The organism is Azomonas macrocytogenes, from assembly GCF_014191985.1.
GTDB lineage: Bacteria > Pseudomonadota > Gammaproteobacteria > Pseudomonadales > Pseudomonadaceae > Azomonas > Azomonas macrocytogenes.
Window position 1 is genome coordinate 13,606 of sequence record NZ_JACHXI010000020.1, and the last position, 20,429, is coordinate 34,034.

22 protein-coding genes, 2 tRNA genes and 1 pseudogene are annotated in these 20,429 nt (G+C 57.6%); 19 read left to right on the plus strand and 6 right to left on the minus strand.

Annotation, left to right across the window (positions count from 1 at the left end; translation table 11 throughout):
- Positions 1 to 70: 70 nt before the first annotated feature.
- The 4 genes from FHR87_RS15590 to FHR87_RS15605 all read right to left on the minus strand — a co-directional run bounded on the left by FHR87_RS15590 (position 71) and on the right by FHR87_RS15605 (position 1,549).
- A complete protein-coding gene (locus FHR87_RS15590) occupies positions 71 to 628 on the minus strand; it encodes a recombinase family protein (RefSeq protein WP_183167643.1) in 558 nt (185 codons plus the stop codon).
- Entirely contained in the window at positions 622 to 783 is a 162-nt protein-coding gene (locus tag FHR87_RS15595) for a hypothetical protein (RefSeq protein ID WP_183167644.1), read from the minus strand. Before FHR87_RS15595 ends, FHR87_RS15590 begins: the two co-directional genes overlap by 7 nt.
- Positions 780 to 1,106: a hypothetical protein gene (locus tag FHR87_RS15600; protein WP_183167645.1), complete on the minus strand. Its 327-nt coding sequence runs from the start codon at positions 1,104 to 1,106 to the stop codon at positions 780 to 782. Before FHR87_RS15600 ends, FHR87_RS15595 begins: the two co-directional genes overlap by 4 nt.
- Positions 1,107 to 1,258: 152 nt before the next feature.
- Entirely contained in the window at positions 1,259 to 1,549 is a 291-nt protein-coding gene (locus FHR87_RS15605; RefSeq protein WP_183167646.1) for a nucleotidyltransferase family protein, read from the minus strand.
- Positions 1,550 to 1,709: 160 nt separating this feature from the next.
- Here FHR87_RS15605 and FHR87_RS19675 point away from each other — a divergent pair, with 160 nt between their 5' ends.
- The 3 genes and pseudogenes from FHR87_RS19675 to htpG all read left to right on the plus strand — a co-directional run bounded on the left by FHR87_RS19675 (position 1,710) and on the right by htpG (position 4,282).
- Positions 1,710 to 2,015: a DUF4158 domain-containing protein gene (locus tag FHR87_RS19675; RefSeq protein ID WP_420826748.1), complete on the plus strand. Its 306-nt coding sequence runs from the start codon at positions 1,710 to 1,712 to the stop codon at positions 2,013 to 2,015.
- Positions 1,910 to 2,227, plus strand: a pseudogene (locus FHR87_RS15610) (Tn3 family transposase); the annotation flags it as partial. The gene FHR87_RS19675 and the pseudogene FHR87_RS15610, both read left to right, overlap by 106 nt.
- 147 nt (positions 2,228 to 2,374) lie before the next feature.
- On the plus strand, positions 2,375 to 4,282 hold the full coding sequence (htpG, locus tag FHR87_RS15615) for a molecular chaperone HtpG (protein ID WP_183167647.1): 1,908 nt from the start codon (positions 2,375 to 2,377) through the stop codon (positions 4,280 to 4,282).
- Between the two features lie 77 nt (positions 4,283 to 4,359).
- Here the strand turns inward: htpG and FHR87_RS15620 are convergent, their stop codons facing one another.
- The gene (locus FHR87_RS15620) at positions 4,360 to 7,827 is read right to left on the minus strand and encodes a PAS domain-containing hybrid sensor histidine kinase/response regulator (protein WP_183167648.1); all 3,468 of its coding nucleotides are present in this window, start codon (positions 7,825 to 7,827) and stop codon (positions 4,360 to 4,362) included.
- A gap of 325 nt (positions 7,828 to 8,152) precedes the next feature.
- Here FHR87_RS15620 and FHR87_RS15625 point away from each other — a divergent pair, with 325 nt between their 5' ends.
- A complete protein-coding gene (locus FHR87_RS15625; RefSeq protein ID WP_183167649.1) occupies positions 8,153 to 8,719 on the plus strand; it encodes a GNAT family N-acetyltransferase in 567 nt (188 codons plus the stop codon).
- An 81-nt stretch (positions 8,720 to 8,800) separates the two neighbouring features.
- Here the strand turns inward: FHR87_RS15625 and rdgC are convergent, their stop codons facing one another.
- A complete protein-coding gene (rdgC, locus tag FHR87_RS15630; RefSeq protein ID WP_183167650.1) occupies positions 8,801 to 9,721 on the minus strand; it encodes a recombination-associated protein RdgC in 921 nt (306 codons plus the stop codon).
- Positions 9,722 to 9,924: 203 nt separating this feature from the next.
- Here rdgC and FHR87_RS15635 point away from each other — a divergent pair.
- From FHR87_RS15635 to hypA, 15 genes are all read left to right on the plus strand, one after another.
- A tRNA-Val gene (locus tag FHR87_RS15635) sits at positions 9,925 to 10,000 on the plus strand.
- Between the two features lie 15 nt (positions 10,001 to 10,015).
- Positions 10,016 to 10,092: transfer RNA gene (locus tag FHR87_RS15640), tRNA-Asp, on the plus strand.
- A gap of 264 nt (positions 10,093 to 10,356) precedes the next feature.
- Positions 10,357 to 11,151, plus strand: a complete 795-nt coding sequence (locus FHR87_RS15645; protein WP_183167651.1) for a BamJ family beta-barrel-assembly machinery protein — start codon at positions 10,357 to 10,359, stop codon at positions 11,149 to 11,151.
- Positions 11,152 to 11,181: 30 nt separating this feature from the next.
- Positions 11,182 to 11,955 (plus strand): SIR2 family NAD-dependent protein deacylase, encoded by a 774-nt coding sequence (locus FHR87_RS15650; RefSeq protein WP_183167652.1) that lies wholly within the window; start codon positions 11,182 to 11,184, stop codon positions 11,953 to 11,955.
- Between the two features lie 468 nt (positions 11,956 to 12,423).
- A complete protein-coding gene (locus FHR87_RS15655; protein WP_183167653.1) occupies positions 12,424 to 13,500 on the plus strand; it encodes a hydrogenase small subunit in 1,077 nt (358 codons plus the stop codon).
- Positions 13,497 to 15,305 carry a nickel-dependent hydrogenase large subunit gene (locus tag FHR87_RS15660; RefSeq protein WP_183167654.1) on the plus strand — a complete coding sequence of 603 codons (1,809 nt, stop codon included), beginning with the start codon at positions 13,497 to 13,499 and terminating at the stop codon, positions 15,303 to 15,305. The genes FHR87_RS15655 and FHR87_RS15660 overlap by 4 nt, the downstream gene beginning before the upstream one ends.
- 11 nt (positions 15,306 to 15,316) lie before the next feature.
- Positions 15,317 to 16,036: a Ni/Fe-hydrogenase, b-type cytochrome subunit gene (cybH, locus tag FHR87_RS15665; RefSeq protein WP_183167655.1), complete on the plus strand. Its 720-nt coding sequence runs from the start codon at positions 15,317 to 15,319 to the stop codon at positions 16,034 to 16,036.
- 88 nt (positions 16,037 to 16,124) lie between these two features.
- Positions 16,125 to 16,748 carry a HyaD/HybD family hydrogenase maturation endopeptidase gene (locus tag FHR87_RS15670; RefSeq protein WP_183167656.1) on the plus strand — a complete coding sequence of 208 codons (624 nt, stop codon included), beginning with the start codon at positions 16,125 to 16,127 and terminating at the stop codon, positions 16,746 to 16,748.
- A gap of 2 nt (positions 16,749 to 16,750) precedes the next feature.
- Complete coding sequence (gene hypC, locus FHR87_RS15675) at positions 16,751 to 17,074, plus strand: HypC/HybG/HupF family hydrogenase formation chaperone (protein ID WP_183167657.1); 324 nt, start codon at positions 16,751 to 16,753, stop codon at positions 17,072 to 17,074.
- Positions 17,074 to 17,502, plus strand: a complete 429-nt coding sequence (locus FHR87_RS15680) for a thioredoxin domain-containing protein (RefSeq protein ID WP_183167658.1) — start codon at positions 17,074 to 17,076, stop codon at positions 17,500 to 17,502. The genes hypC and FHR87_RS15680 overlap by 1 nt, the downstream gene beginning before the upstream one ends.
- 10 nt (positions 17,503 to 17,512) lie before the next feature.
- Positions 17,513 to 18,370 (plus strand): hydrogenase expression/formation protein, encoded by an 858-nt coding sequence (locus tag FHR87_RS15685; protein ID WP_183167659.1) that lies wholly within the window; start codon positions 17,513 to 17,515, stop codon positions 18,368 to 18,370.
- Complete coding sequence (locus tag FHR87_RS15690) at positions 18,367 to 18,585, plus strand: rubredoxin (protein WP_183167660.1); 219 nt, start codon at positions 18,367 to 18,369, stop codon at positions 18,583 to 18,585. Before FHR87_RS15685 ends, FHR87_RS15690 begins: the two co-directional genes overlap by 4 nt.
- A 7-nt stretch (positions 18,586 to 18,592) precedes the next feature.
- A complete protein-coding gene (hybE, locus tag FHR87_RS15695) occupies positions 18,593 to 19,054 on the plus strand; it encodes a [NiFe]-hydrogenase assembly chaperone HybE (protein ID WP_183167661.1) in 462 nt (153 codons plus the stop codon).
- Positions 19,047 to 20,093: a nickel-dependent hydrogenase large subunit gene (locus FHR87_RS15700; RefSeq protein ID WP_183167662.1), complete on the plus strand. Its 1,047-nt coding sequence runs from the start codon at positions 19,047 to 19,049 to the stop codon at positions 20,091 to 20,093. Before hybE ends, FHR87_RS15700 begins: the two co-directional genes overlap by 8 nt.
- Positions 20,086 to 20,427, plus strand: a complete 342-nt coding sequence (gene hypA, locus FHR87_RS15705; protein WP_183167663.1) for a hydrogenase maturation nickel metallochaperone HypA — start codon at positions 20,086 to 20,088, stop codon at positions 20,425 to 20,427. Before FHR87_RS15700 ends, hypA begins: the two co-directional genes overlap by 8 nt.
- The last annotated feature ends 2 nt before the right edge of the window (positions 20,428 to 20,429 follow it).

Below are 20,429 nucleotides of genomic sequence, written 5' to 3' on the forward strand. Positions count from 1 at the left end.
CGTCCCTCGGTGTTCCAGTGCAGGATCTGTGCTTGTCGGGGTCGTCTCAGAAAACGGATCGCAAAGTACGCTAAGCGTGCGCTGAGGCCGGTATCCAGCGGTACAGCGTAGGAATGGACACACCTAGGTTCTTGGCCACGTCCTTGGGTGGGACGCCGCTGGCCAGCAGCTTCTTGGCCGACTCGATCTTGCTGTCGGTCATCTTGGGCTTGCGGCCGCCTTTGCGGCCGAGCTGCCGGGCGACTTCCAGCCCGGCGCGGGTGCGCTCGACGGTCAGCTCGCGCTCCATTTCGGCGAGGTTGGCCATGACGTGGAAGAAGAACCGGCCTGATGGCGTGCCGGTGTCGATGGCGTCGGTCAGGCTCCTGAACTGCACGCCTTGCTTGTGCAACTCGCCAACCAGATCGACCAGTTGCTTGACGCTGCGGCCCAGTCGATCTAGCTTCCAGACCACCAGGGTATCGCCTTCGCGCAGCATCTCCAGCGCCCTGGCCAGGCCGGGGCGATCGGCCCGCGTGCCGCTCACCTTATCCTCGAAAACCTTCTGGCATCCGGTCCTGGTCAGAGCTTCGCGCTGCAACTCGAGGTTCTGGTCCTGCGTCGAGACGCGCGCATAGCCGATCAACATGGCTTGTCTCTCGCCCGGTCGATGTGTGCCTGCATCGCTCGCATGACTTCTTCGTGCCTGTATGACCGGGCGTTGGGATCGTCGGCTTCCTGCAGGGCTTCCTCGGCGATCTGTGACCAGGCGCTGGCCAGCGCCTCGATGCTGGACGTGCTCATTTGCTCATCCACTTGCGTAGCAGGCGCTTTTTCAGGGAAGCGCGCTCTTGCGGGTTGCATCCCTTGCGGTTGGCGATGCGATCCTCCGTTGCGACCTGACGCTTGAGGGGCCAGTAGGAGCGGCCGTCCTTGCCCATCGACCAGACATTGCTGACCTGGTTTTCCAGCAGGGTCAGATGGGCGTCCAAAGTGTCCGGCGATGTACTGGCCAGCGCAGTGCGCTCACGGGTTCGCCAGCGCTGATGCCAGAGCTTCTTGTCCTCGCGCTCGCTGCGGCAAGTCGTGTGGCCCACGATAGGCGTTTTGCGTCGGCTACGGCTCATGATTCGGTGCTCCCTCACACATTCAGGACTGACCCCATGCCTCGATGGTCAGCACTGGGTCGGGCAGACAGGCGGCGATCCTGTCAGGGGGCTGCACGCATCGGTTGCGGCCTGCTGCATATGGTCAAGGTAGTCAGGCAGACGGTTCTCGCTCATACCGGCCGAGCCTCCGCGAGTATCTTGGCCCGGAACTTCGCTGGCAGGTCGGCGGGAGTGAGCAGATCGACGTGGACGCCGAGCAGCGATTCCAGCTCGTCTTGCAGGCCGCCCAAGTCGAACAGCGTCGCGCCGGGCAGCGCATCGACCAGCAGGTCGAGATCGCTACCGTCCCGGTCGGTGCCATGCAGCACCGAACCGAAGACGCGCGGGTTGGCCACCCGGAAGCGGCTCGCCGCTTCGCGGACGGCACTTCGCTTGAGCTCAAGCACGAGCGAGGGGCGCATGGGCATCTTTCCGTTATCGAAACCCGTTGAGATGCTAGGTTATCGAGAATAGTGTTTCAAGAAACATTTTCGAGAATGGCAATGCCTTGATTTCCCGTGCCGTGCCGGAGGTCTTGGCGGGCTTGTCGTAAACCTACGCTTTCAAGAAGAAGGAGACTGCATGCCCCGCCGTTCGATCCTGTCCGTCACCGAGCGCGAAAGCCTGCTAGCGTTGCCGGACACCAAGGACGAGTTGATCCGTCATTACACGTTTAGCGAAACCGACCTCTCCATCATCCGGCAACGACGAGGCCCCGCCAACCGGCTAGGCTTCGCTGTGCAGCTCTACTACATGCGTTATCCCGGTGTGATGCTCGCGGTGCGCGCAACGCCCTGGCTCGCGAGGTGTTCTTCAACCGCCAGGGCGAAATCCGCGACCGCAGTTTCGAGCAGCAGCGCTACCGGGCCAGCGGCCTCAACCTGGTGACGGCCGCCATCGTGCTGTGGAACACGGTCTACCTGGAGCGAGCTACCCACGCCTTGCGCAACCACAGCCAAACCGCCGATGACACCCTGTTGTAGTACCTGTCACCGCTGGGCTGGGAGCACATCAACCTGAGCGAGGATTACCTCTGGCGTAACAGCGCCAAGATCGGCGTTGGTAAGTTCAGGCCGCTACGGCCGCTGCAACCGGCTTAGCGTACTTTGCGATCCGTTTTCTGAGACGACCCCTTGTCTTGCGCCTAATGTGTATCTGTCGCTCTTGAAATCTGGTATCGGATCCCCATTTCGCTGGAACCGCCGCCAAAGCGGCCTCTGCCATTAACGATATGGAGTCTGATTACCATGAGTGTGGAAACTCAAAAAGAAACCCTGGGCTTCCAGACCGAAGTGAAGCAGTTGCTGCATCTGATGATTCACTCGCTGTATTCCAACAAGGAAATTTTCCTTCGCGAGCTGATCTCCAATGCTTCCGATGCGGCTGATAAGTTGCGCTTTGAAAGTCTGGCCAAGCCAGAGCTTCTCGAGAGCGATACCGAACTCAAGATACGCCTCAGCTTCGATAAAGACGCCAATACCGTCACGCTCGAAGACAATGGCATCGGCATGAGCCGCGACGACGTGATTGCGCACCTCGGTACTATCGCCAAGTCCGGGACGGCCGATTTTCTGAAGAATTTGAGTGGTGATCAGAGAAAGGATTCACACCTGATCGGTCAGTTCGGGGTGGGCTTCTATTCGGCGTTCATCGTTGCCGATCAGGTGGATGTATATACCCGTCGAGCCGGTCTGGCTGCCGGCGAGGGCGTGCATTGGTCCTCGAAGGGTGAAGGTAATTTCGACGTTGCATCGATCGACAAGCCTGAACGCGGCACCCGTATCGTTCTGCATCTCAAGAAAGGTGAAGAAGAGTTCGCCGATGGCTGGCGTTTGCGCAACATCATCAAGAAATACTCTGACCATATTGCCTTGCCGATCGAGCTACCCAAGGAGCATCACGGCGAGGAGGAAAAGGATCAGTCTGCCGAACCGGAGTGGGAGACCGTCAACCGAGCCAGCGCGCTCTGGACGCGTCCGCGTACTGATGTGAGTGATGATGAGTACCGGGAATTCTACAAGCACACAGCGCATGATTTCGAAGATCCACTGACCTGGAGCCATAACAAGGTCGAGGGCAAACTGGAGTACACCTCGCTGCTGTATGTTCCTGCCCGAGCGCCCTTCGACCTGTATCACCGTGAAGCACCCAAGGGACTCAAGCTGTATGTCCAGCGTGTCTTCATCATGGATCAAGCTGAACAATTCCTGCCATTGTACTTGCGTTTTATCAAGGGGGTAGTCGATTCCAACGATCTATCGCTCAACGTCTCAAGGGAAATCCTGCAGAAAGATCCGGTCATCGATTCTATGCGTTCGGCGTTGACCAAGCGTGTGCTGGATATGCTGGAAAAATTGGCCAAGAACGAGCCGGAGCAGTACAAGGGCTTTTGGAAAAACTTCGGCCAAGTACTGAAAGAAGGACCGGCAGAAGATTTTGCCAATCGCGAAAAAATCGCCAGTCTGCTGCGCTTCTCTTCCACGCACGATGCTTCCGGCGAGCAGAGTGTCGGGCTTGCTGACTATATCGGTCGCATGAAGGAAGGGCAGGACAAGCTCTACTTCCTGACCGGAGACTCCTTTGCCCAGGTCAAGAACAGCCCGCACCTGGAAGTCTTCCGCAAGAAAGGCATCGAAGTGCTGCTGCTGACCGACCGGATCGATGAATGGTTGATGAGCTATCTCAGCGAGTTCGATGGCAAACATTTTGTCGATGTCACGCGCGGTGATCTGGACCTTGGTCAACTGGATACAGAAGAAGACAAGAAGGCCCAGGAAGAGGTAGCCAAGACCCGGGAAGGATTGGTCGAGCGTCTCAAAAACGTTCTGGAAGAGCAGGTGGCGGAAGTCCGGGTATCCCATCGATTGACCGATTCACCTGCGATTCTTGCCATCGGCGAGCAGGATCTGGGGATGCAGATGCGCCAGATTCTTGAAGCCAGCGGCCAGAAGGTTCCAGATTCCAAGCCGATTTTCGAGATCAATCCTCAGCATCCGCTGATTGAAAAACTCGATGCCGAGCCGGATGAAGATCGCTTTGCCGATCTGTCTCGTATCCTTTTCGATCAGGCAGCCCTGGCTGCCGGTGACACTCTCAAGGATCCGGCAAGTTATGTACAGCGCTTGAACAAGCTGCTGATCGAGCTTTCTGCCTGACTTCTACCCAAAAAGCCGGCAACACCTGATCGCTTCGATGAGGTGTTGCCGTATTCTGTAATCGCTTGGCGGATGATTCAGGCAAGCGCCAGATGTCGACTTATCAACGCGCGCAAAATGGCTGGCTTGACCGGCTTCGATAGGTAGCCCAGCCCGGCAGCATGAATGCTAGCAACCAGTTCCGGCCTGGCATCAGCACTGATAATCACGCCGGGGATCGGTTCGCCCAGGTAGGTACGCAACCAGGCCATCAATGAGGTTCCGGTTTCACCCTCATCCAGGTGGTAATCGACCAGCACCAATTGCGGGCGAATGCCTTCATCCAGTAACTGTTCGCAGCCTTTGCGGTGGCGAGCTGTCCATACCTGGCAGCCCCAGCGTGACAACAGGCTGTGCATCCCGGTCAGAATGCTGTCCTCGTTGTCGATGCACAGCACTTGCATGCCGTTCAATATTTGCGGCTGCGCGTCGCTATAAGCGCTGGGAACCCGAGGAGGGATGATGTCGCGCGCCAGCGGTACGGTAACGCTGAATACACTGCCTTTACCGACCCAGGAGCGTACGCTCAGTGGATGGCCGAGGACTCGGCATAATCCTTCGGCGATCGCCAGGCCAAGCCCCAGGCCTTTTTCAGCGCGCGTCTGATGGCTATCCAGGCGCTTGAACTCCTGGAAGATCACGCTGAGTTTGTCCTGGGGAATACCAGGACCACGGTCCCAGACTTCCAGACGCAAGAATCTGCCGTGGCGCCGTACGCCGAGTACCACTCGCCCCTTGGCGTAGCGCAAGGCGTTGGTCAGGAAATTCTGCAGGACACGTCGGAGCAGTTTTATATCGCTGCTGATACGCTGCTTGCTGCCGTGAACCTGGAATTGCGTACCGTATTCCTGGGCCAGCACAGTGAATTCTGCTCCTAGCGTGTCAAATAATGAGGCCAGCGGAAAGGTATTGCAGTCCGGCGTAATGCGACCGCTTTCCAGACGCGAGATATCCAGCAGGTCACTGATGAGGTCTTCGGCAGAACGCAGCGAACTGTCCAGGTGACGTATCAGCTCCTGTGTTTCATGGGGCAAGGCCTCCTGCTGGTGGGCAAGCGAAGCCGAGAACAGGCGTGCGGCATTGAGCGGCTGCATCAGGTCATGGCTGACTGCGGCCAGAAAACGGGTTTTGGATGCATTGGCGGCTTCGGCGACACTTTTGGCTGCGGTCAGGGCTTTATTCAGTTCAGATAGCTCGCGGGTACGTTCCTGTACGCGATGTTCCAGGCTTTCGTTGGCTTCCTTGAGGGCTTTTTCCGCCTGGCGAAAAGCCGTGATGTCGCTGAAGCTCATGACGAAGCCGCCCCCCGGCATGGGGTTGCCGATCAGCTCCACGACCCGGCCATTGGGAAATAGCCGTTCGGAGGTATGCGGTGTGCCTTGGCGCATCCAGAACAGGCGTTTGGCAACGTGGCCATCCGCATCGCCAGGGCCGCACAGGCCGCGCTCGGCGTTGAAGCGAATGATGTCGGCGATCGGCCGGCCGATATAAACCATCCCTTCCGGATATTCGAAGATTTCCAGATAGCGCCGGTTCCAGGCAACCAGACGCTGCGATTGATCGACTACGCTGATGCCGTGGGTGATGTTTTCGATCGCGCCTTGCAACAGGGCTCGGTTGAATTCTAGGACTTCCGAAGCTTCGCCGACGATGCGCACGACATCCTCGACCTCCATGTCCCGGCCTTCCAGTACGGCCTTGACCACTGCCCGGGTCGATGAAGCGCCCAACACGCCGGCCAGCAAGCGTTCGGTGTGGGCGATCCAGCGCGTATCGGCCGGCTGCTTGAGCGACAGTGGCTGGCCGGTACGGCGGGCGAAATGCTGGAAGCTCTGTTGGGCGCGCTCGGCACCGACGAAGCGGGAAGCCAGGCTCAGCAAATCTTCGACCTGCACTGCCAATAGCCGTCTTACACCGGGTTGCGGGTTGATCTGCTGCCCCACGAAGCGGCTGGCTTGCCAGTGCTCCGAAAACCGCGAGCGGGTCATGACCGATACCCAGAAGAAGAGGGTGGAATTACCGACGAGGGAAAGAACCATACCTTGGGTCAGTGGATCGATACCGAGCCCGGTCGGGTTGCTTTGTAGCCATTGGAGGCCTGGAAAATGATCCAGCGGCCAACCCAGCAGTGGAATGATCAAGGTGTAGAACCAGATCAAGGCACCGGTAGCCAGTCCGGCAAGCACGCCGCGACGGTTGGCCTGTTTCCAATAGAGGGCGCCGATCATTGCCGGTGCCAGCTGAGCCACCGCCGTGAAAGCGATCTGACCGATGGTCGCCAGGCTGGATGTCGAACCGAGAAGTCGATAGCTGACATAAGCCATCAGCAATACCGCGACAATACTGATCCGGCGTACCGACAGCATCCAGTAGCGAAAGGCTTCGAAAGGGCGTTCGGTCTTCTGGCGGCGCAGCAGCCAGGGCAGGAGAATATCGTTGGAGACCATGGTCGATAATGCCACGCTTCCTACGATCACCATGCCTGTTGCTGCCGAAGCGCCACCGACGAAAGCCATGAGAGCCAGCCACGGACGCTCCTGCGCCAAGGGCAGGCTGATCAGGTAGGAATCTGGCGAGACCGATCCAGGAAGCAGTAGTTTTCCGGCAAGGGCGATCGGTACCACGAATGCTGCGGCAAGCACGAGATAGAGCGGAAAGACCCAGCGAGCCGTACGGAAGTCGCGTGGATTGGTGTTTTCCACCACCGCCACATGGAATTGCCGCGGTAGGCAGATGATGGCCATGAGTGCAACGCTGGTATGGATCAGCATCATCGGCCAACTTATGGTTTTTTGCCAATAGTCGGTCAGTTTGGTGCTGGCTTGTGCCTGGCTCCATAAATCATCGGCACCATCGAACAAGCCGAACGTGACATAGGCACCGATGGTAATGAAAGCCAGCAGCTTGACTAGTGATTCGAAGGCGATGGCCAGAACCATACCGCGATGATGCTCGGTGACATCGAGGTTGCGGGTGCCGAACAAAATGATGAACAGGGCCAGCACAACCGAAACGATCAATGCCGTATCCAGGGCCTGGGGTGTGACCACGTCGGTATCGCTACCGCTGAGCAAATTGACGCCGATGACGATGCCTTTCAATTGCAGTGCTATATAAGGTAGTACTGCAACCAGACAGATCATGGTCACGACCACTGCCAGAAATTGCGATTTCCCATAGCGCGAGGCGATGAAGTCGGCAATCGACGTAATGTTCTCCTGCTTGCTGATCGCCAATACCTTTTGCAGGACATGCGGTGCGAACAACAAAAGCAGGACAGGGCCGAGATAGATGGGTAAGAACGACCATAGCTCCACTGCCGCCTGGCCTACTGTGCCAAAGAAGGTCCAGCTTGTGCAGTACACGGCCAGGGACAGGCTGTAGACTAAGGCCCGCACACGAGGTGGTATCGCCTGGCCGCGTCGGTCGCCATAAAAGGCAAGAGAGAAAAGAATGGCCATGTAGATCAGGGCGACCATGGCAATCACCCCATTGGACAACGTCATGCGAACTCCGAAACAGCAAAATGGCTTGCCTTGGCCTGGTGTCGATACCGGCGGGTCGAGGCTGGTTTATATCTTGTCAGAGTGTTCGCTCTCGCTGAAGCTGATAGCGCATGACCGGGCACATTCGAACAGTAACCGGCTATCCGAATCGAGCCTCTAAGCGTGTGTAGTTTCGCAGTTAAAATAAGCGTATGCGAAACTTGCGACCATTGTCTCATGTGGTGTCTTTGCACTTGCGCCAAGCCGTTGCAAGTCACTGGCATCGATCAAGTCCCGTTCGTCTTACGGATCTACCGAAGGAAGGCGGCATCGCAGGAGAAACATTATGTTCAGACCAGCACCGATCATCTTGCAGCGAGGCGCATTGCGTCTGCAGCCGTTGGTCGAGGCAGATATCCCTTGTCTGGTCGATCTGGCACAGCGTAACCACGAATCGCTGGTTTATATGAACGGCCCGCTACGACCGGATTGGTATCGTCGTGGATTGAACGAACAGGCAGCAGGGCAAAGCCTGATCTTTTCCATACGCCTGGCCGACCGTATCGTCGGGACAACTCGTTTCAGTGATTTCCAGGCCTATCTGCCTGCCGCCGAACTTGGTTGGAGCTGGCTGGAAAGCGAGCAGCACGGTAGCGGGCTCAATACAACGATCAAGTATCTTATGCTTTGCCATGCATTCGGCAATTGGAAGCTGGTTCGCGTACAACTGAAGACGGCCGCGAGCAACCTGCGAGCCCAAAAGGCGATAGAAAAGCTGGGCGCCTCGCCGGAGGGTAGATTGCGCAATCATCGGCGCCTGGGAGGTGGCCGCCTGGATGATACCTTGCTCTATAGCATCACTGATCATGACTGGCCCGCTGTCCGGCAAGGGCTGGAAGCTCGTTTCACGTGAGTTCTCGACCTTCTTCGAGGTCGCTTTCCGCTCACTGGGCGTATAGCTGGAACCAGGCAGTACCAGCTAACGGATTATCGATCAGATACCTTGTAGAATTTCCTCGCCGCCCAATGCTTCGGTCAGCGCCGGGATAAATTCCGCAAACGTCAGCATCATGAGTGTGAAACTGGCGTCCTGCTGCCCCAAGGCATCGTCTCCACCATCCTGCTCCGCTTGCTCTTGCAGCAAATCCTCGAAGCGCAGACGCTTGATGATCAGCTTGTCGTCGAGAATGAAGGAAAGCTTGTCCTGCCAGGCCAGCCCCAGTTGCGTGACTTGCTTGCCGGCACCCAGATGGCGCTGGATTTCATCACTGGCCAAGTCCTGGCGCTTGCAGCGAACCGTGCCACCGTCCTCATGGGTATCGCGCAATTCGCATTCATCCAGGATCTGAAAGCCAGCGCTGGCCTGCTGGGATTGAACCCAGGAAGTCAGGGTTGCCGCAGGAGCTACCTTTATTGCCAGAGGGCGAATCGGCAGCGAGCCGAGTGCTTCACGCAGTGTCGACAGCAGATCTTCGGCACGTTTAGCACTGGATGTATCTACCCATATCAGTCCTAGCGCAGGCGCTATGGCCGCGTAAGTTGCGGATTTTCGAATGAAAGCCCGTGGCAAAAAGCTTTGTACTATCTCGTCTTTCAACTGTTCGCGCTCTTTCTTGTAGACCTTGCGCATCTGCTGAGTTTCGATCTCGTCGATTTTTTCCTTGAGTGCGTCGTTTACCACGCTGCTGGGTAGAATCCGTTCCTCCTTGCGTGCAGCGATCAGCAGAAAACCTTCGCTGGCGTGAACCAGCGGTGCATCTTCTCCTTTGCCGAACGGAGCAACGAAGCCATAGGTATTCAACTCCTGGCTGGCGCAGGGGCGGGCCGGCTTGCTGGCCAGTGCGGCTTCGAGGGTCTCGGGATCAAGGCTTATATTCTGGGTGAGTCGATAGACGAGCAGATTGCGAAACCACATGACGGAAAACACTCCTGAAACGAAGCGCGCATTATTCCTGCCTGGTACGGGTTGTCCAACCCCACGATGCCGTGTCTGTTGCATTCTTGTTGCGTTTTTGAGCTGCCTCAGCTAAGTCGTTGGAAGTCTTGAAAAAATATTTTCACAAAGGGGTTGCCAAGGTGAAAAAGGCTCTCTAAAATGCGCCCCACTTCGAGAGTGAAGGGTGATTAGCTCAGCTGGGAGAGCATCTGCCTTACAAGCAGAGGGTCGGCGGTTCGATCCCGTCATCACCCACCAAACTCGAGGTAATGCGCAGCGGTAGTTCAGTCGGTTAGAATACCGGCCTGTCACGCCGGGGGTCGCGGGTTCGAGTCCCGTCCGCTGCGCCACACACCGGATCACTATGTTGTTGGGTGATCATCAAGAAAGCGGCCTACGGGCCGCTTTTTTCTTATGGGCTGGATTGAAGTGTGTTGAATCTGTAGCCCTGATTCTTTGATTTTGCCCTGCAGTCATGCAAACAACGCAAGTTGCGCGGCGAAGCTCTCAATATATTCGTGGATACTCGTTGCGATGCATGGTAGCCATTCTTCCAGATCGCCTGCTAAGCTGCTCCGCTCTTTTATCCTGAAGCGTCTATATAAGGAAACCGCATGAGACACCAACGTTTGGCATCTGCCTTGGCCCTTGTTGGCCTGGTTTTGGCGGGTTGTGATTCGCAAACCAGCGTCGAGCTGAAGACGCCAGCGCAGAAAGCTTCCTACGGTATCGGCCTGAATATGGGCAAGAGCATGTCGCAGGAAGGCATGGATGATCTCGATTCGAAAGCTGTTGCCCAAGGTATTGAAGACGCGATCGGCAAGAAAGAACAAAAGCTCTCCGACGAAGAGCTGATGGAGGCCTTTACCTATCTGCAGACGCGTGCTGAAGAGCGCGTGTCTGCCATGAATCAGGAAGCGCTCAAGACCGGTGAGAAGTTCCTGGCAGAGAATGCCAAGCGCCAGGAAGTGAAAACTACCGAATCCGGCTTGCAGTATGAAGTGACCAAGGCCGCTGAAGGTCCGCAGCCTGGTCCTGATGACGTCGTTACCGTGCATTACGAAGGCCGCCTGGTCGACGGTACCGTTTTCGACAGTTCCTACAAGCGTGGCAATCCTATTGATCTTCCCGTTAGCGGCGTGATTCCGGGTTGGGTCGAAGGCTTGCAATTGATGCATGTAGGAGAAAAATACAAGCTCTATATCCCCAGCAAGCTGGCTTATGGCGAGCAAAGCCCCAGTCCGCTGATTCCGGCAAACTCGGTTCTGGTGTTTGATCTGGAATTGTTGGGAATCAAGAAACAGGAAGCGACTCCTCCGGCTGCGGAAGAAGAATCGGCACCTGAGGAAAAAGCAGCTGCTCCGGCGGCGACCGATGAGTCGGCTCCCCAAGAAAAAGCTGCTGAGTAAGCAAGAGTCGGGATAAAAAGGTAGTAGGGAATGGGCGCAGGATCGTTCGGCAGCATCCCGCTGGAGCTGATCGAAGGCCTGCGCTCTAGCAGGCATGTGGTGGTATTTACCGGTGCCGGCGTTTCTGCAGAAAGTGGGGTTCCAACTTTTCGTGATGCGCTGACCGGTCTGTGGGCTCGCTACGATCCCCTGGCGCTGGCGACGCCTGAAGCCTTTCAGCAAGACCCCGACCTGGTCTGGGGCTGGTACGAGTGGCGTCGTCTGCGTACTCTTCAGGCATCTCCCAATCCTGCCCATCATGCAATTGCCGAGCTTGCTCGCCGAGTACCTCGACTGACACTGATCACGCAGAATGTCGATGATCTGCATGAGCGAGCCGGTTGCCAGGATGTTTTGCACCTGCATGGCAGTCTGCATCACCCTCGTTGTTTCAACTGTGCTGCTGCTTTTAATGGTTTGCTCGAAACAACCAATGAACCTCCCGTTGAAAAGCGGCAATCGCCACCATGCTGCCCGATTTGCTCGGGGCCGGTTCGCCCGGGTGTTGTCTGGTTCGGTGAAGCGTTACCTGAAAAAGCCATGCATGAGGCATTCGCAGCGGCAAGCGAATGTGATTTGTTGCTGTCGGTAGGTACTTCAGGTGCGGTTTATCCTGCTGCCCTCATTCCTTCGCTTGCTTGGCAAGGTGGTGCTTTGGTGGCGCATATAAATCCCCAGCCTTCTTCGCTGCATTCCGTTCGTGAATACAATCTCACCGGTTTTGCCGGAGAGGTGCTTCCTGCCTTGTTGGATGCCGTATTCTGAGGTCGATGTGACTTGTCTATGTTTGCTGGCTTTTATCGAGGTATTTGAAATCGAGAACGATTAGCAATTAAGTATTCAGAATTTTTTAAAACCAATAATTAAATAAAATGACAAATTTTATATTTCTTGATCTTTTCCTCTTGAATATTTTTATTGTGGCAATCTGCTTATTGTTTTGCTGGTCAATGAAGTTCGATTTGGGTAGTTAGATAGACTATTGTATTGGCTTTGTATAATTAGTTTTTGAATATGTTTTTATTTTCTTTTGCTTGTCATGAGCTGTCTTGTTCGAGTTTAAAAACTATTACGTTTTGGTTGATGGTTTAGGTTCGAAAAATACTTAATCTCATATGTGACGATTTGATAGGATTGCGACCCCCTGATTCAGGGATATTTCGTACTTCCTGATTCCATCTCGAGAAACAGATGCACGCAAGGCATCCTGGCAATTGGTCCAAGGGAAATGGCATGTCTCAGATCGAAACTTTTTATGAAGTAATGCGACGCCAGGGAATTACTCGTCGCAGCTTTCTCAAGTTCTGCAGCCTAACTGCGGCGGCTTTGGGTCTGGGGCCTGCCTTCGTTCCGCGAATCGCCAATGCGATGGAGACCAAGCCACGAACCCCGGTGCTCTGGATCCATGGCCTGGAATGCACCTGCTGTTCAGAATCCTTCATTCGCTCTGCGCATCCACTGGTCAAGGATGTAGTGCTGTCGATGATCTCGCTGGATTATGACGACACGCTGATGGCTGCTGCCGGTCACCAGGCTGAAGCAAGCCTTGAGCAGACCATGCAGAAATACAAGGGTGAATACATCCTGGCAGTGGAAGGCAACCCGCCATTGAACGAAGACGGCATGTTCTGCATCGTCGGTGGAAAACCATTCCTCGATCAGCTCAAGCATGCGGCCAAGGATGCCAAGGCCGTGATTGCCTGGGGTAGCTGTGCCAGCTGGGGCTGTGTGCAGGCGGCTCGGCCGAATCCGACGCAGGCCGTGCCGATTCACAAGGTGATTACCGACAAGCCGATCATCAAGGTACCGGGCTGTCCACCTATCGCCGAGGTGATGACCGGGGTGATTACCTACATGCTGACGTTTGGCAAGCTGCCTGAACTGGATCGCCAGGGCCGGCCAAAGATGTTCTATGGTCAGCGCATTCACGATAAATGCTATCGCCGTCCACACTTCGATGCCGGTCAGTTCGTCGAGCATTGGGACGACGAAGGCGCCCGCAAGGGCTACTGCCTTTATAAGGCCGGTTGCAAGGGACCAACCAGCTATAACGCCTGTTCGACTGTCCGCTGGAATGGCGGCGTTTCCTTCCCGATCCAGTCCGGTCATGGTTGTATCGGTTGTTCCGAAGACGGTTTCTGGGACAAAGGTTCCTTCTATAGCCGCTTGAGCAATATTCCGCAGTTCGGCATCGAGAAGAATGCCGACGATATCGGGCTTGCCGTTACTGGCGGGGTCGGTGCCGCCATCGCCGCGCATGCTGCGGTCAGTGCCATCAAACGCATGCAGGACAAGGGAGAGCAGGCATGAACAAGCCGATGAATGCCAGCCAGCTCGACAATTCCGGACGGCGCATCGTGGTCGATCCGGTTACCCGGATCGAAGGGCACATGCGTTGCGAAGTCAATGTCGACGAGCACAACGTCATTCGCAATGCCGTTTCCACCGGAACCATGTGGCGTGGCCTGGAAGTGATCCTCAAGGGGCGCGATCCGCGCGATGCCTGGGCGTTCGTCGAGCGCATCTGTGGTGTCTGCACGGGTACTCACGCGCTGGCTTCGGTGCGCGCGGTAGAAGATGCCCTGGGTATCGATGTGCCCTACAACGCCTTGTTGATTCGCCAGTTGATGGACAAGACGCTGCAGGTTCATGACCACATCGTGCATTTCTACCACCTGCATGCCCTGGACTGGGTCAACCCGGTCAACGCGCTGAAGGCCGATCCGAAAGCCACATCGGCGCTGCAGCAAATGGTGTCGCCGGCGCACCCCAAGTCCAGCCCGGGCTATTTCCGCGATGTGCAGAATCGCCTGAAGAAGTTTGTCGAGAGTGGCCAGCTCGGTCTTTTCTCCAACGGCTATTGGGACAATCCGGCCTACAAGCTGCCACCGGAAGCGGATCTCATGGCGGTCACCCACTACCTTGAGGCACTGGATCTGCAGAAGGATATCGTCAAGATCCACACGATCTTCGGCGGCAAGAACCCGCACCCCAACTACATGGTTGGCGGCATGGCCTGTGCCATCAATCTGGACGATGTAGGTGCCGCTGGCGCACCGGTCAACATGGTCACGTTGAACTTCGTGCTGGAGCGTATCCACGAGGCTCGCGAATTCACCAAGAATGTCTATCTGCCGGATGTGCTGGCTGTTGCCGGCGTCTACAAGGACTGGCTCTACGGCGGCGGTCTGGCCTCGCAGAACCTGCTTTCCTACGGCACGCATGCCCAGCGGCCGGGCGACAAATCCACCGACATCCTGCCGGCCGGCGCAATCGTCAACGGCAACTGGAACGAAGTGCTGCCGGTGAACGTCCGTGATCCAGAGGAAATCCAGGAGTTCGTGACCCATTCCTGGTATGCCTATGGCGACGAGACCAAAGGCCTGCATCCCTGGGATGGTGTCACCGAGCCGAAATTCGAGCTCGGCCCGAACACCAAGGGCACCCGCACCGATATCAAGGAGCTGGACGAGGCGCACAAGTACAGCTGGATCAAGGCGCCACGCTGGCGCGGGCATGCCATGGAGGTTGGTCCGCTGGCGCGCTACATCATCGCCTATGTTTCCGGGCGCGAGTATGTGAAGGAGCAGGTGGACCGTTCGCTGGCCGCCTTCAATCAGGGGACTGGCCAGGCGCTCACCCTGAAACAGTTCCTGCCTTCGACGCTCGGTCGCACCCTGGCTCGGGCGCTGGAATGCGAGCTGTGTACCGATACCATGCTCGACGACTGGAACGCCTTGGTCACCAACATCAAGAACGGGGATACCGCGACCGCCAACGTCGACAAGTGGGACCCCAGCAGTTGGCCGAAGGAGGCCAGGGGCGTCGGGATCAACGAGGCACCGCGCGGCGCGCTCGGTCACTGGATCAAGATCAAGGATGGCAAGATCGAGAACTATCAGGCCATCGTCCCGACGACCTGGAACGCCACGCCGCGCGATCACAAAGGCAACATCGGTGCCTATGAAGCTTCCCTGCTCGACACACCGATGGAGCGTCCCGACGAGCCGGTCGAAATCCTGCGTACCTTGCACAGCTTCGATCCCTGCCTCGCCTGTTCGACCCATGTGATCGCGCCGGACGGCCAGGAACTGACTCGGGTGAAGATTCGCTAGAGGACAACGCAATGGCTCTGGAAAAATCGCTGGCCGATGCTGGCCACGATCAGGTGCGCAAGCAGACGGCCGTATATGTCTACGAGGCGCCGGTGCGCCTTTGGCATTGGGTGACGGCGCTCTGCATCGTGACGCTGAGCATAACCGGCTATCTGATCGGGGTGCCGCTGCCGACGATGCCTGGCGAGGCAAGCGACAATTACCTGATGGGTTATATCCGTTTTGCCCATTTCTCTGCAGGTTACGTGCTGGCGCTTGGTCTGCTCGGGCGCATCTACTGGGCATTCGTCGGCAATCATCATGCGCGCGAGCTGTTCCTGGTGCCGATCCATAAAAAAGCCTGGTGGCACGAATTGATCCACGAGCTCCGCTGGTATCTGTTCCTGGAAAAGACGCCGAAGAAGTACATCGGCCACAACCCGCTGGGTCAGCTGGCCATGTTCAGTGTCTTCGTGATCGGCGCGATCTTCATGAGCGTCACCGGCTTCGCCTTGTATGGCGAGGGTACGGGGCAGGGCAGTTGGGCCGACCGCTTGTTCGGCTGGGTGATTCCGCTGTTCGGCCAGAGCCTGGATGTGCACAGCTGGCACCGCCTCGGCATGTGGTACATCCTCATGTTCGTGATGATCCATGTCTATCTGGCCATTCGTGAAGACATCATGTCCCGCCAATCGCTGATTTCCACCATGGTCGGCGGCTGGCGCATGTTCAAGGACGACAAACCGGACTGACGGCAGCCTGGAGTCCGGTCATGAGCTGGGCTAAAGCTGCTTCAGCCTTGCCATAAGCCAATCTCCGCGAGTGCCAGAAAAACAGCCTATGAGCGACAGCATCCTGATTCTTGGTATTGGCAACCTGCTCTGGGCGGACGAAGGCTTCGGCATTCGCTGCGTCGAGCTACTGAACGAGCGCTATCGATTTCCCGACCCAGTGCAACTGATGGATGGCGGTACTCAAGGTATCTATCTGGTTCAGCATGTCCAGAAAGCGAGCCGCCTTATCGTGTTCGATGCCGTCGACTATGGCTTGCCGCCCGGTACGCTGAAAATTGTGCGCGACGACGAGGTACCCAAATTCATGGGCGCCAAGCGTATGAGTTTGCACCAGACCGGTTTCCAGGATGTGCTAGCACTCGCCGAATTCACGGGTGATTACCCGAAAGAACTGCTGCTGGTCGGTGTCCAGCCCGAACAACTGGAAGATTTCGGCGGTAGCCTGCGTGACTCGGTCAAGGCGCAGTTGCAACCGGCCATCGACATTGCCCTGGCTTTTCTGGCGGAACGCGGTGTCGTGCCTGAGGATCGCACGCCCGATGCCGAGCCATCCGGATGCCTGGCTCCCGAACAGCTGGCGCTGGAACGGTACGAGGCCGAGCGCCCGCCGGAGCATGTCGCCTATCGCTACGGTGACCTCCGTTTCATCAATGCCGGCGGCAAGGAGTAGCCATGTGCATCGGCATCCCCATGCAAGTGCTGCAAACCGAATCGGGACGGGCCTGGTGCGATGATGGCCAACAGGCTCGCTGGATCGATACGCGCCTGATCGATGAACCGGATGCAGGAAGCTGGTTGCTGGTATTCCTCGATGCTGCCCGCGAGGCGATCACGGCCCAGCGCGCTGCTCAGGTTCGTGATGCGCTCGGCGCACTGGCCGCCATCAACTCGGGCGATCTGGTTGACCTGGATGGTTTCTTTGCCGATCTTCTCGAGCGTGAACCGCAACTGCCACCGCACCTGCAAGCCCAGGTTCGAGCCAAGGAAAAAACCTGATGAAGCATCCTTTGCTGGCGCGTTTGACCGGGACGCTGGATTTTCCTTGTCTGGACGAAATTGAGTTCGAGCGCCACGTACAGGCGCAGGATTTTTCCGTGCTGTTTTTTTGCGGCGATCCCAAGCGCTTTCCCGAGTCGCTGGATGTCGCCGTGATCCTGCCGGAACTGCTCAAGGTATTCCCGCAACTGAGCCCAGCCCTGATCGCTCATGATTTCGAGCAGCGCCTGCAGATGCGTTACGGTTTCAGCGTCTGGCCGACGCTGGTATTCCTGAAAGCGGGACGCTATCTCGGCAGTCTGCCCAAGGTTCGGGACTGGGATGAATATCTGGCGCAGATTCCGTTGATTCTTGCGCTCGAGCCGCAAGACGCTGCCACACGCATTCCGCTCCTGGCAGCGGCGACACCTCCTATCCCTGATCACTGAGGGCGATGCAATGAATGGCGAAACCCCCTTCTTCAATAGCGGTATCGGTCCTGGCTCACGTACGGAAGACGATCAGCTCAGCTATATGCCGATGCCGCATGAAATGCATACCTTCGCGATTCCTGTACTGCCTGAAAGCGAAGAGCTGGGCGAGTATCCCGAAACGCTAGAGCTGCTGGAGCGCGTGCAGGCCGAGCTGGATGGCTACAAGGCCGGTGAACCTGGCCGAGCCGTCGAACTGGCGTGTCTTCCAGAACCGGGATTGGCATTGTTGAACCAGATCCTCGGGGAAGGCGAAGTGGCGGTGCAGGTGTGTGGTGCACAACCGGTACGTATTCAGGAAACCGTGCTGGCCGGAGTCTGGTGGGGCCAGCAGCTGGATGAGCAGGGCATCATTGTCCGGCAGTGGCTGGAAATCGCGGACGTGCCGGCGTTGGTTCTGCAACAGGCATTCGCCGACGCGCGCTGGCCGCAGCTGCAGGCGGCAGCGATGCCTGCTGATTTGCTCAATGCCGGCCCGGTGCTGGCTGAGCTGTTGGATGCGGCGCAACGGCATGCCGAGGCAGGGTTGGGTATGGCGCGCGTGGTCAATCTGTCATTGCTGCCATTCTCGCCGGAAGACCATCGATTTCTCGCCGAGCAATTGGGCGACGGAGCGGTAGTCATGCTGTCCCGCGGTTATGGCAGTTGTCGGATCGCCAGTACGGCAACGCCCGGGATCTGGCGGGTGCAGTATTTCAACAGTACCGACCAGTTGATCCTCGATACGCTGGAAGTCACGACGATTCCGCAAGTAGCCTGTGCCGCACAGGAAGATGTGGAGGATTCCAGCGAGCGCCTACGGGAAATTCGCGCGGTGCTGATATGAACCGACAGTTCGAAGGCAGCTATCTGGGCGATGGCAGCCGCCTGCTGGATGAGGCGGTATTGGAATGCAAGATCTGCTGGTATCAGTATGACCCGGCCAAGGGCGATGAGGTCTGGCAGATCGCGCCCGGTACGCCGTTCAGTCGGTTGCCGGAGCACTGGTGTTGCCCGCGGTGCGATGGCGCACGCGAGCAGTTCATGGTCGTGAGCGCTTGAGCCAGCCATGCATGAGCGTATCGAAATCGAAGCCTGTTATCGCGCGGTCGGCCTGCGCATGGCAGAACTGCCCATCTGTAATCCGGCGCTTAAGGTCGAGCTGGTTGGCTGGCGCTTGCTGGAGGATATCGGTCAGGTGGGGGTATTGATCACGCCCTGGTGCATGAATCTACTCTGGCAGCCCTTGCCCGGAGCGGCGTTGCCACGTCAGGGCGGGCCGGTACTGCTGATGCTGCCTTCCGGCGAATATGAATGCATCGTGCACAACGATGAAATCCTGGGCTTGCTGGCCAGTGCCTCGCTGTATTCGCCGATGCAGGATTTTCCCGGGCAAATCGAGGCACGGGCCGTCGCCGGCGAGGTGCTCACGCTAATCCTGGGCGATACGTCGCACGCAGATGAAGAGGCTGCTGGCGTGAGTCGACGTACCTTGTTTCGCCGGGTATTGGGGCAGACTGTACGTGAGTAGCCTGGCCGGTCGGCTGTGCATCGACGTCCAGCATGCGACCGATCGGATCGTGGCGGTGACGACGAATCTGCAACGGCCCTTGGAACACATCAGCCGCTTGCTGACAGGCCGTGAACCGGAGCCGGCCTTGCGCTGTATTGCGTTGCTGTTTTCTATTTGTTCTAACGCCCAGCAGGTTGCCGCGGTCAATGCCCTGGAGCAGGCGCTTGGCTGGCAGACCCCGCTGGAGGTTGTGCGGGCACGGCAACAGCTGACCGAGCTGGAACTGATCCGTGAATCGTTGCTGCGCCTGGCTCACGGCTGGGAGCTGCCGATTGCCGCCGATCAGCTGAAGCGATTGGTTTCGCTGTGCCAGCATGGCATCTCGGCGTTGCAGCCGATGGCTGGCTTGCAGGCGCTTGCTGATGATCCGCAACGCGGCGAACTGAACACCGCCTTGCAGCAATTGGCTGAGTATGGCCAGCAGCTGCAAGACATCGGGTCTTGCGGTTGGCTGATGCCGCGCCTGGCGCACTGGTCGGGCATCACCTTGGGCGGAGCCGTTCCCGAGGCGCTGGAACCGACCCGGATCGAGCCGCTTCTAGCGGCGCTGCGTGAAGGAAGAGTGACCGCCGAGATCGACGGGCAACCGCGAATGACCGGGCCGGCCACTGCCAGTGAGATTACGGGATCGGCCGGTCGGCAGATCGAACAGCGGGTCATGGCTTTGCTGCATGGCGCGTGCCGTTCGATGGCTGCGCTGCAGACGCTCCCGCCGGTGGCCTGTATGGCGCAACCGGTACTGGAAGCGGGCGAGGGCATGGCGCTGGTCAAGACGGCCCGTGGCTGGCTGCTGCAGCGTATTCGTGTGGAGCGCGGGCGGATCGCCGAATGGCAGATCATTGCGCCGACCGACTGGAATTTCCATGCCGATGGCCTGTTGCGCCGGCAGTTGCGCGGGATTCGGGTTCCTGTGGAGCAGGCCGAAACGCTGGTGCACGAGTTGGTGCTGTCGATGGATCCCTGTCTGGATTTCGAGGTGAAGATCGACCATGCATGAAATGTCCATTGCCGAAGGTGTCGTCCAGTTGCTGGAAGAGCAGGCTACCGCGCAGCGGTTTTCCCGAGTCAAGACGGTATGGCTGGAAATCGGCCCGTTAGCGATGATCGAGCAGCAGGCGCTGCGTTTCTGTTTCGAGGCAGTGACACGCAATACCCTGGCGCAGGATGCCCGTCTGGAAATCATCGACTTGCCAGGGCAGGCCTGGTGCCTGGGCTGCAATGCCAGCGTGCCGATCCGCCAGCGCTACGATGCCTGCCCAGCCTGCGGTAGTCATCATCTGCAGGTCACTCAAGGCGATGAAATGCGGGTCAAGGAACTGGAGGTAGAGTAGAG

What these genes read in the sequence shown, in the direction of transcription:
- FHR87_RS15590 (WP_183167643.1), bottom strand. Translation starts at nt 628, where the DNA reads ATGTTGATCGGCTATGCGCGCGTCTCGACGCAGGACCAGAACCTCGAG.
- FHR87_RS15595 (WP_183167644.1), bottom strand. Translation starts at nt 783, where the DNA reads ATGAGCACGTCCAGCATCGAGGCGCTGGCCAGCGCCTGGTCACAGATC.
- FHR87_RS15600 (WP_183167645.1), bottom strand. Translation starts at nt 1,106, where the DNA reads ATGAGCCGTAGCCGACGCAAAACGCCTATCGTGGGCCACACGACTTGC.
- FHR87_RS15605 (WP_183167646.1), bottom strand. Translation starts at nt 1,549, where the DNA reads ATGCGCCCCTCGCTCGTGCTTGAGCTCAAGCGAAGTGCCGTCCGCGAA.
- FHR87_RS19675 (WP_420826748.1), top strand. Translation starts at nt 1,710, where the DNA reads ATGCCCCGCCGTTCGATCCTGTCCGTCACCGAGCGCGAAAGCCTGCTA.
- htpG (WP_183167647.1), top strand. Translation starts at nt 2,375, where the DNA reads ATGAGTGTGGAAACTCAAAAAGAAACCCTGGGCTTCCAGACCGAAGTG.
- FHR87_RS15620 (WP_183167648.1), bottom strand. Translation starts at nt 7,827, where the DNA reads ATGACGTTGTCCAATGGGGTGATTGCCATGGTCGCCCTGATCTACATG.
- FHR87_RS15625 (WP_183167649.1), top strand. Translation starts at nt 8,153, where the DNA reads ATGTTCAGACCAGCACCGATCATCTTGCAGCGAGGCGCATTGCGTCTG.
- rdgC (WP_183167650.1), bottom strand. Translation starts at nt 9,721, where the DNA reads ATGTGGTTTCGCAATCTGCTCGTCTATCGACTCACCCAGAATATAAGC.
- FHR87_RS15645 (WP_183167651.1), top strand. Translation starts at nt 10,357, where the DNA reads ATGAGACACCAACGTTTGGCATCTGCCTTGGCCCTTGTTGGCCTGGTT.
- FHR87_RS15650 (WP_183167652.1), top strand. Translation starts at nt 11,182, where the DNA reads ATGGGCGCAGGATCGTTCGGCAGCATCCCGCTGGAGCTGATCGAAGGC.
- FHR87_RS15655 (WP_183167653.1), top strand. Translation starts at nt 12,424, where the DNA reads ATGTCTCAGATCGAAACTTTTTATGAAGTAATGCGACGCCAGGGAATT.
- FHR87_RS15660 (WP_183167654.1), top strand. Translation starts at nt 13,497, where the DNA reads ATGAACAAGCCGATGAATGCCAGCCAGCTCGACAATTCCGGACGGCGC.
- cybH (WP_183167655.1), top strand. Translation starts at nt 15,317, where the DNA reads ATGGCTCTGGAAAAATCGCTGGCCGATGCTGGCCACGATCAGGTGCGC.
- FHR87_RS15670 (WP_183167656.1), top strand. Translation starts at nt 16,125, where the DNA reads ATGAGCGACAGCATCCTGATTCTTGGTATTGGCAACCTGCTCTGGGCG.
- hypC (WP_183167657.1), top strand. Translation starts at nt 16,751, where the DNA reads ATGTGCATCGGCATCCCCATGCAAGTGCTGCAAACCGAATCGGGACGG.
- FHR87_RS15680 (WP_183167658.1), top strand. Translation starts at nt 17,074, where the DNA reads ATGAAGCATCCTTTGCTGGCGCGTTTGACCGGGACGCTGGATTTTCCT.
- FHR87_RS15685 (WP_183167659.1), top strand. Translation starts at nt 17,513, where the DNA reads ATGAATGGCGAAACCCCCTTCTTCAATAGCGGTATCGGTCCTGGCTCA.
- FHR87_RS15690 (WP_183167660.1), top strand. Translation starts at nt 18,367, where the DNA reads ATGAACCGACAGTTCGAAGGCAGCTATCTGGGCGATGGCAGCCGCCTG.
- hybE (WP_183167661.1), top strand. Translation starts at nt 18,593, where the DNA reads ATGCATGAGCGTATCGAAATCGAAGCCTGTTATCGCGCGGTCGGCCTG.
- hypA (WP_183167663.1), top strand. Translation starts at nt 20,086, where the DNA reads ATGCATGAAATGTCCATTGCCGAAGGTGTCGTCCAGTTGCTGGAAGAG.